This window comes from Streptomyces sp. NPDC054847, from assembly GCF_053610925.1.
In genome coordinates, this window is sequence record NZ_JBSGZJ010000310.1 from 1 (window position 1) to 8782 (window position 8782).

Consider the following 8782-nt stretch of genomic DNA (forward strand, 5'->3'; position numbering starts at 1 on the left):
CGGCCGCCGCGCCAAGGCGCGCGCGTCTCGAACGCGCGCAGGCGTGACCGGGTGCCGCCGGTGGGCACCGCCGCGTGCTCACCGGCGGCACGTGCGATCACGTCGTCAATCGTGCGCCGCCGTCCCGGCTCCCCGTGTCGCGGCCCGTAGCATCGCCGCTCCCACCGGCGTCAGCGTGTGCAGAACGGACGGCCCATGACGGACGCTCGTGAGGAGTCCCGCATCGCGCAGCGCGGTCGCGTGCCTGCTGGCGGACGACGCCGAAACCCCGGCCGCGCGAGCGATCTCACCGGTCGTGGCGCCGGCGGAGGTGGCGTACAGGGCGATCGCCCGGGCCCGGCCCAGCAGGGCGGTCAAGGGCTTCCCGGGGTCGTCGCCGCCGCCCGGGGGCGGCTCGTGGAGCATCGAGTACCAGAGGACGGGCGGCAGTTCCGGATCTGCGAAGGCGACCGGTTCGGCCCAGTTGAAGTACGAGGGGACGAGCGTGAGCCCCCGCCCGTGGAGATACAGGTCCCGGTCCGCCGCCTGGGTGGGGTAGGTGACCTCCAGGACCGGAGGCCGCCACCGCATCATGGGCCCGAGCCCCGCGAGCATGCCTTCGACTCCCCCGTCGAGGAGGCCACGGCAGCGCGCCGCCCGCTCGGCCTCCAGCTTCGCCAGGACCACTTCCTCGTACGGGACGACGACGGCCTCGTGGTACGCGCGCAGCAGCCCGACGAGTTCCCTGCGCGCCGCCGGTTCGACCAGCCGCCCGACCCATGCCGGCGCACCGACGGTCCTGTCGAGGATGGTCACTTCCTCCAGGATCCGTTGCGGCGGGGTGGCCAGGATCGACTCCACGCCCGCCTCGAAACCGTCCAGGGCACCGGCCGGCGTCAGGAAGTCCGGAAAATACTCGGCCCGCGGATACAAGCGCAGGAGAACGTCCCGCACGGAACGCTCCAGCCCGCTCTCCCGTAACCGCTGTCGCGCCATGCGGGTCCACCCCGCGTAGGCCCACGCTCCCTTCCGCGACTGCAGCCGGTGCAGGCTCGCGGCTATCTCCCAGAGCGGATCGGGTCTGGTGGCCAGTCTGGTCCGCCCCAGGTCGGCGTCACTGAAATGAATGCGGAGCATCGCGTTCTCCCCCGTTGCGCTCAGCTTTTGCACTCAGCCGCAACAGCATGGCTCAGCTCCGCCGTTGTCGGCAAAGCTGACGCCGGGCGTGTCGGACGCCGCTTCGGGAATGCGAGCACCGGCGGGATGCCGGTCCACGGGGGGCGAGGACGTGTGAACGAGTTCCGGCTGTTCGGCGGCATCGAGACGGACACCGGCGGAGGGCTCGTACCGCTGGGGCCGCTTCGTCAGCGGACCGTGCTGGCCGCCTTGTTGATGGACGCGGGCCGCACGGTGCCGATCGATGAGCTGGCGGACCGGGTGTGGGGCGGCCGGCCACCGCAGCGGGCGAGGGGGACGCTCTACAGCTACGTGTCGCGGCTGCGGCGGGTGTTGCGTGGTGCGGGCCCGGAACGCAGGGGTGGTGGGTACACCCTCGCCGTCGGCGAACCCGCCGTGGACGTGCACCTCTTCCGTGATCTGCTGCGGCGGGCGCGGGCCGCGGACGACAGAACGGCGCTGGTGCTGTTCCGGGAGGCCTTCGCGCTGTGGCGGGGGGAGCCGTTCGCAGGGGTGGACACTCCGTGGTTCAACGCGGCGCGGCAGGGACTGGTCATTGAGCGGGAGGTCGCGGAGTCGGACTACGTGGAGCGGCGGTTGCGGCTGGGTGACCATGCCGCACTGCTGCCCCTGCTGTCCGAGCGGAGCGCGGCCCGGCCGCTGGACGAACGGATCGCCGGCCAGTACATGCTCGTGCTCCATCGCACCGGCCGGCAGGCCGATGCGCTTGCGCACTACCGTCGGACCCGGGCCACGCTCGCCGAGGAGTTGGGCATCGATCCGGGGCACGAGCTGCAAGGACTCCACGCGGCGATGCTGACGGGGAAGCCCTTGCTCGCGGCGCCGGCCGGGCCGGACTGGACGGTCCAGCGTCAGCTGCCGATGGGTGTACCCCGCTTCGTCGGGCGTACGGGCCTGCTCCGGCGCCTGGCCTCGGAGCTGGCCGTCGGGGCGGACGCGCCGGTTGTGCTGTGGGGGTCGCCGGGTGTCGGGAAGTCGGCGCTCGCGGTGCGGCTGGGGCATCGGTTGCGGGAGGCTTTTCCGGACGGGCAGTGGTACGTACGGCTGTCGGGCCACAGCGTCCGGCCTCGCGATCCGGGTGAGGTACTGGCCGCGCTGTTGCGGGCGTCCGGGCAGCGGCCGGGGGACATTCCCGAGCTGCTGGACGACCGGGCGGCGGCCTTCCGGAGTCGTCTCGCCGGTCGCAGGGTGCTTCTCGTACTGGACGAGGCGGCGGACGCGGAGCAGGTGCGGCCGCTGCTGCCCGGGACGCAGGGGGTGGCCGTGCTGGTGACCAGCCGGTCGGACCTGCGGGGCCTGGTGGCGAGCCATGCCGCCCGTACGACGTTCCTGGAGGTGTTCGCCCCGGCCGAGGCCCGTCTGCTGCTGGCCGACGCCGTCGGCGCGCGGCGGGTGGAGGAGGAGCCGGAGGCGGCCGACCGCGTGGCCGAGCTGTGCGCGTACCTGCCGCTGGCGTTGCGCATCGCCGGCGTCAACATCGCCGCGCGGCCCGGGCGCTCGCTCGCTGACTGTGCCGTGGAACTCGCCGGTGACGGGCGGCTCGCGAAGCTTTCCGTTCCGGGTGATCCGCATGCCGCTGTCCGTACCGCCTTCGACCGCTCCCACGCCAAGCTGGCACCGGAAGCGGCCCGGCTGTTCGCCCTGCTCGCGCTGCACCCCGGGCCGGACTTCACCGTCGAGGCGACGGCCGCGCTGCTCGACGCGCCGGTCGGAGTCGCTTCGCGGCTGCTCGACGCGCTGGTGACCGCGGCCCTCGTGCAGCGGACCGCCGGGAACCGGTTCCGGTTCCACGACCTGCTGCGGCTGTACGCGGCCGAGCACTGCGATACCGTCCCGGACATGGCCGCGGCCTGGCGGCGGTTGTGCGGTGCGACCGGTATCTCGCCACCGTCGACGCCGCGGCGGCCTTCGACGGCAGCGGGAACGTGCGGCTGCCCCGTGCGCGTCCGGCGTCCTCACGCTTCGGCGACCGGTATCAGCAGCTGAGAGGCGGCGGGCCGAAAGATCACCGGTCCTTGCGACATTGCTGGCAACACCCTTTGCGGGCAGGGTGGTTCGTCCGACCATGGGGCTGTCACGGTGTCGGCCTTCCGGCTATACCGTGTGACCATGTCCGCGTTCATACAGCAGCTTCCTGCCCTGATCGGTGTGGTGGTCGGTGCCCTGGGCTCGTACCTGGCGATCACGCGGGGCGACGCGGCCCGCTTCCGCCGCGAGCAGGCGGCCCGTTGGGAGGAACGGCGGCTGGCGGTCTACGCCGACTACGCCAGGGCGCTGAAGAAGACCGTCACCCTGGCGTACCGGATCGCCGCGCATCTCGGCAACGACCCCCACCCGCATCCGCTGTCGCCCGAGGAGGCGGCGCCCCACCTGGCCGAGGCCGCTGTCGCCCGGGATCCCGCCGGGAAGGCCCTGTTGATGCTGGGGAGTCCGGACGTGGTGGAGAAGGCCCGCGAGTGGGTCGTCGCGGTGATGGACATGGAAGCGTTCCTGCGCGACGGGACCGTCAGCCCCGCCACGTGGTCAGCGATGCTCGAGCGCCAGCGCACCGCGCGCGAAAGATATTACGCGGCCGTCCGGAACGACCTGGCGCTCCCGCCCGGCCACTCCGGGGAATGGCGGGTCCCGTCGGCCCAGGGTTCCTGAGGACGCACCGCCCCTTGTCCCTGGGCCGACGGCTCCGGGCGCCGCGCCCGTCCCTGTCCCCGCGTCTTCGAGCGGTCGCCACGGGCCGAACCCGCTCCCCCGTCCCCGCGCAAAAGTCCAAGTCCGGCGTGGGCGCATCCATGGACAGCTCCGGACACTCCGCCGGTACGGTGTGCCGCAGTTCGCGGTCTAGACCACTCTGGAGGTCTCGTGAGAAGGCACGGAAGAACGGTCCGCCTGTCCCTCGCCGCAGCAGCCTCGGCCGCCGCCATGACGGTGGGCATCCTCTCCCCCGTCCAGCAGGCCGGGGCGGCGCCCACTGCCCCGCTTCCCCCCGTCTCCCCCACACCCCGGTCGATCGACCGCGCCGGCGCCGACGCGGTCGTCACCGACCGGGTGCTCGTCGTCGCCGATGCCCGCACCGACGCCGCCGCCCGCGACCGTCTCGTCGCGGAGCTGAAGCGCCACGGCGCCGACCGGGTCGACATCGTCGCTCCGGGTCGTGAACCGGCTGCCGCGAGCGGGCTGTTGACCGTGCGGCTCGGCCCGGGCGACCGGCCCGACATCGCCGCGGCCCTCGGCGACACCGCCGTTCCCGGCAGTGCGGAGGGCTACGCCGTGCGCGTCGCGGGCTCCGGCGGGGCGGGGCACCGGATCGCCCTCGCGGGCAAGGACGCCGCGGGCCAGTTCTACGCGGTGCAGACGCTGCGCCAGCTGTTCGTACGCGGCGACGACGGCTGGAAGGTGGCCGGCGCCGAGGTCAGCGACTTCCCGTCCATGCCGTTGCGCGGCACCATCGAGGGTTTCTACGGCACGCCCTGGACGCACGCCGAGCGCCTCGACCAGATGAGCTTCTACGGCGACGTGAAGGCCAACACGTACATCTACGCACCCAAGGACGATCCTTATCACCGCGGCAAATGGCGTGAGCCCTACCCCGCCGACAAGCTCGCCGAGCTCGGTGAGCTGGTGCGGCGGGCGACCGCCAACCACGTCCGCTTCACCTTCGCCGTCTCCCCCGGCGAGTCCATCTGCTACTCCGACGCCGCCCACCGCAAGGATCTCAGGGCCAAACTCCAGGCGATGTACGACCTGGGCACCCGGGCTTTCTCCATCCCCCTGGACGACATCAGCTACACCCGCTGGAACTGCGAGGGCGACAGGGCGGCCTACGGCGAACCGGGCCGGCAGGCCGCCGCCGAGGCACAGGTCGACCTGCTCAACGATGTGCAGCGCACCTTCGTCGCCACCCACCCCGGCGTACGGCCCCTTCAGATGGTGCCCACCGAGTACGGCGACCTGACGGACACCGCGTACAAGCAGACGATGCGGGCCACCCTCGACCCCGCGGTCGAGGTGATGTGGACGGGCACCGACGTCGTGCCGCCGAGCATCACCAACCAGCAGGCGGAGGGCGCGGCGAAGCTGTTCGGACGCAAGGTCTTCGTCTGGGACAACTATCCCGTCAACGACTTCGGCAACACCCGGGGCAGGCTGCTGCTCGCCCCGTACGACAAGCGCGAAGCGGGCCTGTCCGCGCATCTCGCCGGCATCGTCGCCAACCCGATGAACCAGCCGTACGCCAGCAAGGTCGCGGTCTTCGGCGCGGCCGACTTCGCCTGGAACGACGCGGCGTACGACGCGCGGGCGAGCTGGCCGCGTGCCATGGCGTACCTCGCGGGCGGCGATCGCGAGGCGACCGAGGCGCTGCTGGTCCTCGGCGACCTCGAGCACATGGCGCCCACGTTCGGCGCCACTCCCTGGCAGGAGCAGGCGCCGGAACTCGCGCGCCGGGTGGCCCGGTTCTGGACGTCGTGGGACGCCGGGAACCGTGCGGAGGCGGTCGCGTCCCTGCGCGGCTACGCGACGAGGATCGAGCAGGCGCCGGCCGTCATCCGGAGCGGCTCCGTGGAGCGTGGTTTCACCGCGGACGCGGCGCCGTGGCTCGACGCCACCGAGCTGTGGGGCAGGGCGATGGTGCGGATGCTGGACGCGCTCGAAGCCCGGCAGGCCGGTGACCGGGACAGGGCCGACGAGTTGCGCGGCGAGTCGGTCGGGATCCAGCGGCAGGCCACGGCCGTACGGGTGGACCCGCCGCGCAACTCCTGGGGCTCAGCGCAGCCCAAGGTGGGCGACGGTGTGCTCGACGTGTTCCTCGTGCAGGCCGAGGTCCGGCTCCAGCTGTGGGACGTCGCCGGCGGCGGGGAGAACCTCGCGCCGAAGGGGATGGCGACGGCGTCCAGCGTCGAGCAGAACCTCGACCGCCTGGCTGCCCGGCACGTCAACGACGGCCTGATGGGCACGCGTTGGGCGTCCGGCTACACCGATGACGAGTGGGTGCAGGTCGAACTCGCCGCACCGTCGAAGGTGGCCGCGGTGACGCTGGCCTGGGAGAGCGCCTGCGCCACCGAGTACACGGTCCGGACGTCCGTGAACGGCACGGACTGGAAGACCGTTGCCACGCAGCGCCCGGAAGAGTGCGGCAACGACGTCGTGCGGCTTCCGGCCGACGACGAAGCCGTGCGTTACGTGCGGATGCAGGGCGTCGACCGGAAGACGACCTGGGGCTACTCGATCCACGAGCTGGGCGTGTACGGGGCACCCGCGTCCTGAGGCATCGGCACCGGGCGGCCCCTTCGCCACCAGGCCGCCCGATGCCGGCCACGGCCGGCCCGATTCTGCGCGGGCCGTGGTCCTGCGGGCCTCGGCCCGCCGCTACGAGCTACGAGCTACGAGCTACGAGCTACGAGCTACGAGCTACGAGCGGACCCTGCCGCGTCAGCCCGGGAGCTCCGTGCGCTCCCACCATTCGTACACCGGCAGTTGGCCCTCGTCGGTGTTCTGCGTGCGCGTCGTGGACTTGAAGTGCTCGTATCCCCCGCGGAACGGGATCTTGAGCTCCTGCCCCGGGTCGTCCACGGGAACGATTCGCTCGGGGAGGTCATCCGGGCCGCCCTCCAGGACGGCCTTCATCGCGTCGCTCATGGAGGTCAGTTTCCCCGTGCGGCTGTCCCTCTCCGCCACGACGCGCCGGGGCCTGCGGGTCCGGCGTCAGGACGGGGAGGAGCTGCGGGCGTTTGGCCGTGCGGCCGTCGCCGGACGAGCGGCCGCGCAGTCGGCGGCCGAGCCAAGGGCCGAGGAAGGCGGCTGCCCAGCGCAGTTCGGCGGCGGCCCTCCCCCGGCCGGGGGAAGCGGGCGCGACCGGCGGCAGGGGGTGCGTCCAGGTGTCGTCGCTGCCGGGCAGCGCGAGGGCGTGTGCGACGGCGGCGGCGATCCGGGCGTGCCCGAGCGGGCTCGCGTGGAGGCGGTCCGGACTCCACAGCCGGAGGTCGCTGACCACCGCGTGGCGGCCGGTCTCGGCGACGACGACGCCGTGGCGCCCGGCCGCGTCGCGTATCCGGTCGTTGAGCGCGGCGACGCGGGGGCCGAGCGGCCTGGCGAACGGGGTGATCCGGGTGACGTCGGGGAAGGTGACGGTGGCGACGCGGGCCCCCTGGGCGGTGAGCGCGGCGAACACCGTCTCCAAGTGGGCGCCGACCTCGTCGGCGTCGAACCGTGGCCGCAGCAGATCGTTCACCCCGGCGACCACGGTGGCCAGGTCGGGCCGCAGCGCGAGGGCGGGGGCGAGCTGCTCGGTGCGGACGTTACGGGCCAGGCGTCCTCGTACGGCCAGATTGGCGTACCGGGTGCCCGGGTGGTGGCGTGCGAGGTGTTCGGCGAGCCGGTCGGCCCAGCCGCGCAGGCCCACCGCGTCGTCACCGTCGCCGAGTCCCTCGGTCTGGCTGTCCCCCAGGGCGACGTAGCGCAGGCCTTCCCCTTCACTCGCGGACATCGGCGGCTGCCCTTTCCCGCAGGACGGCGATGGTGCGTACGCACCAGTCGTGGTTGCCCTGCTCGAAGGCGAGGCCGCGCAGGCATGTCAGGTAGGGGCCGACGCGTTCCCCGTGGCGGAGGAACTCCTCCTCCGTACGGTCGCCCCGCATGGTGCGCAGCAGTTTGCCGAAGAGTTCGACCTTGGCCTCGGCCATGGCCGCACGCTCGGTGAGCCGGCCGATCAGTGTGTCCGTGTCGACGTGGTCGGCGGCCTGGACCTTGACGACGAGGTCGTCGCGCATGAACGACGGCTTGGCGGCGGTGCCGGTGAAGTGGTCCAGTTCGGCCAGGCCGGCGTCGGTGACCTTGAACAGACGCTTGTTGGGCCGGTTCTCCTGGACGACCTCACGGCCGGTGATCAGCCCGTCCTTCTCCAGGCGGGTGAGCTCTGCGTAGAGCTGCTGCGGCTGGGCGTGCCAGAAGTTCGCCACACCGAGGTCGAACGCCTTCACCAGCTGGTATCCGCTCAACTCCTCGTCGAGCAGCGCCGCCAGGACAGCGTGCCGCAAGGCCATCGGGCCCGCCTCCTTCTTGCGCTCGTACACGGACGCCGACCATGATACTCATGAATCTGACTAGTCACTTTCATGAGTAGAGAAGAATCTCGGCGACCAGGCAGGAAAGAGACACCATGGCTACCGCAGCAGAGCGCTTCCGCAACGCCGTCGACACCCGTGACCTCACGGTTCTGGACGAGCTGTTCACCGACGACATCCGCTTCTACAGCCCTGTGAAGTTCACTCCGTTCGACGGGAAGCCGATGCTCCTCGGCCTCTTCGGCGTCCTGATGCGCGTATTCGAGGACTTCCGTTACATCGGGCACTACGACGGCGCGGCGGAGACCGGCGCGGACGGCGTCGAGGCCCCGTCGGCGATCCTGCCCTTCCGGGCGACCGTGAACGGCAAGCAGATCCACGGCATCGATCTGCTGCACTTCGACGACGACGGCCGGATCAAGGAGTTCACCGTCATGGTCCGGCCGCAGTCGGCCGTCCACGCGCTGGGCGAGGCGGTCCTCGCCGGACTGGTCGCCGACGGCATGGTCCCGGCTCCGCACGGTCGATGACGGTCCGCGCCGACCGGTGAC

General features: G+C 72.1%; 8 protein-coding genes. 4 read left to right on the forward strand and 4 right to left on the reverse strand.

Translation table 11 applies throughout. The features are described from left to right. Nucleotides 1-105: 105 nt before the first annotated feature. A complete protein-coding gene (locus ACWGH4_RS25220; RefSeq protein ID WP_453464884.1) occupies nt 106-1116 on the reverse strand; it encodes an ArsR family transcriptional regulator in 1011 nt (336 codons plus the stop codon). Nucleotides 1117-1269: 153 nt separating this feature from the next. Here ACWGH4_RS25220 and ACWGH4_RS25225 point away from each other — a divergent pair, with 153 nt between their 5' ends. The 3 genes from ACWGH4_RS25225 to ACWGH4_RS25235 all read left to right on the forward strand — a co-directional run bounded on the left by ACWGH4_RS25225 (nt 1270) and on the right by ACWGH4_RS25235 (nt 6435). Further along, complete coding sequence (locus ACWGH4_RS25225; protein ID WP_453464887.1) at nt 1270-3162, forward strand: BTAD domain-containing putative transcriptional regulator; 1893 nt, start codon at nt 1270-1272, stop codon at nt 3160-3162. Nucleotides 3163-3285: 123 nt separating this feature from the next. Then, nucleotides 3286-3822 carry a hypothetical protein gene (locus ACWGH4_RS25230; protein WP_453464890.1) on the forward strand — a complete coding sequence of 179 codons (537 nt, stop codon included), beginning with the start codon at nt 3286-3288 and terminating at the stop codon, nt 3820-3822. A gap of 270 nt (nt 3823-4092) precedes the next feature. After that, a complete protein-coding gene (locus ACWGH4_RS25235) occupies nt 4093-6435 on the forward strand; it encodes a beta-N-acetylglucosaminidase domain-containing protein (protein WP_453464899.1) in 2343 nt (780 codons plus the stop codon). A 165-nt stretch (nt 6436-6600) separates the two neighbouring features. On the opposite strand, the gene ACWGH4_RS25240 is transcribed toward ACWGH4_RS25235, so the two are convergent. From ACWGH4_RS25240 to ACWGH4_RS25250, 3 genes are read right to left on the reverse strand one after another with little or no spacing between them, the layout of a single operon-like run. Beyond that, nucleotides 6601-6807: a DUF5988 family protein gene (locus ACWGH4_RS25240; RefSeq protein WP_441261502.1), complete on the reverse strand. Its 207-nt coding sequence runs from the start codon at nt 6805-6807 to the stop codon at nt 6601-6603. Continuing rightward, entirely contained in the window at nt 6764-7654 is an 891-nt protein-coding gene (locus ACWGH4_RS25245; RefSeq protein WP_453464893.1) for an SGNH/GDSL hydrolase family protein, read from the reverse strand. Before ACWGH4_RS25245 ends, ACWGH4_RS25240 begins: the two co-directional genes overlap by 44 nt. Beyond that, entirely contained in the window at nt 7641-8210 is a 570-nt protein-coding gene (locus tag ACWGH4_RS25250; protein ID WP_364596329.1) for a PadR family transcriptional regulator, read from the reverse strand. Before ACWGH4_RS25250 ends, ACWGH4_RS25245 begins: the two co-directional genes overlap by 14 nt. A gap of 116 nt (nt 8211-8326) precedes the next feature. Here ACWGH4_RS25250 and ACWGH4_RS25255 point away from each other — a divergent pair, with 116 nt between their 5' ends. Beyond that, on the forward strand, nt 8327-8761 hold the full coding sequence (locus ACWGH4_RS25255) for a nuclear transport factor 2 family protein (protein WP_453464896.1): 435 nt from the start codon (nt 8327-8329) through the stop codon (nt 8759-8761). Nucleotides 8762-8782: the final 21 nt, after the last annotated feature.

Bases quoted from the DNA above. Each gene is read 5' to 3' on its own strand.
- ACWGH4_RS25250 (WP_364596329.1), bottom strand. From the start codon at position 8,210: ATGGCCTTGCGGCACGCTGTCCTGGCGGCGCTGCTCGACGAGGAGTTG.
- ACWGH4_RS25245 (WP_453464893.1), bottom strand. From the start codon at position 7,654: ATGTCCGCGAGTGAAGGGGAAGGCCTGCGCTACGTCGCCCTGGGGGAC.
- ACWGH4_RS25230 (WP_453464890.1), top strand. From the start codon at position 3,286: ATGTCCGCGTTCATACAGCAGCTTCCTGCCCTGATCGGTGTGGTGGTC.
- ACWGH4_RS25220 (WP_453464884.1), bottom strand. From the start codon at position 1,116: ATGCTCCGCATTCATTTCAGTGACGCCGACCTGGGGCGGACCAGACTG.
- ACWGH4_RS25255 (WP_453464896.1), top strand. From the start codon at position 8,327: ATGGCTACCGCAGCAGAGCGCTTCCGCAACGCCGTCGACACCCGTGAC.
- ACWGH4_RS25235 (WP_453464899.1), top strand. From the start codon at position 4,093: ATGACGGTGGGCATCCTCTCCCCCGTCCAGCAGGCCGGGGCGGCGCCC.
- ACWGH4_RS25240 (WP_441261502.1), bottom strand. From the start codon at position 6,807: ATGAGCGACGCGATGAAGGCCGTCCTGGAGGGCGGCCCGGATGACCTC.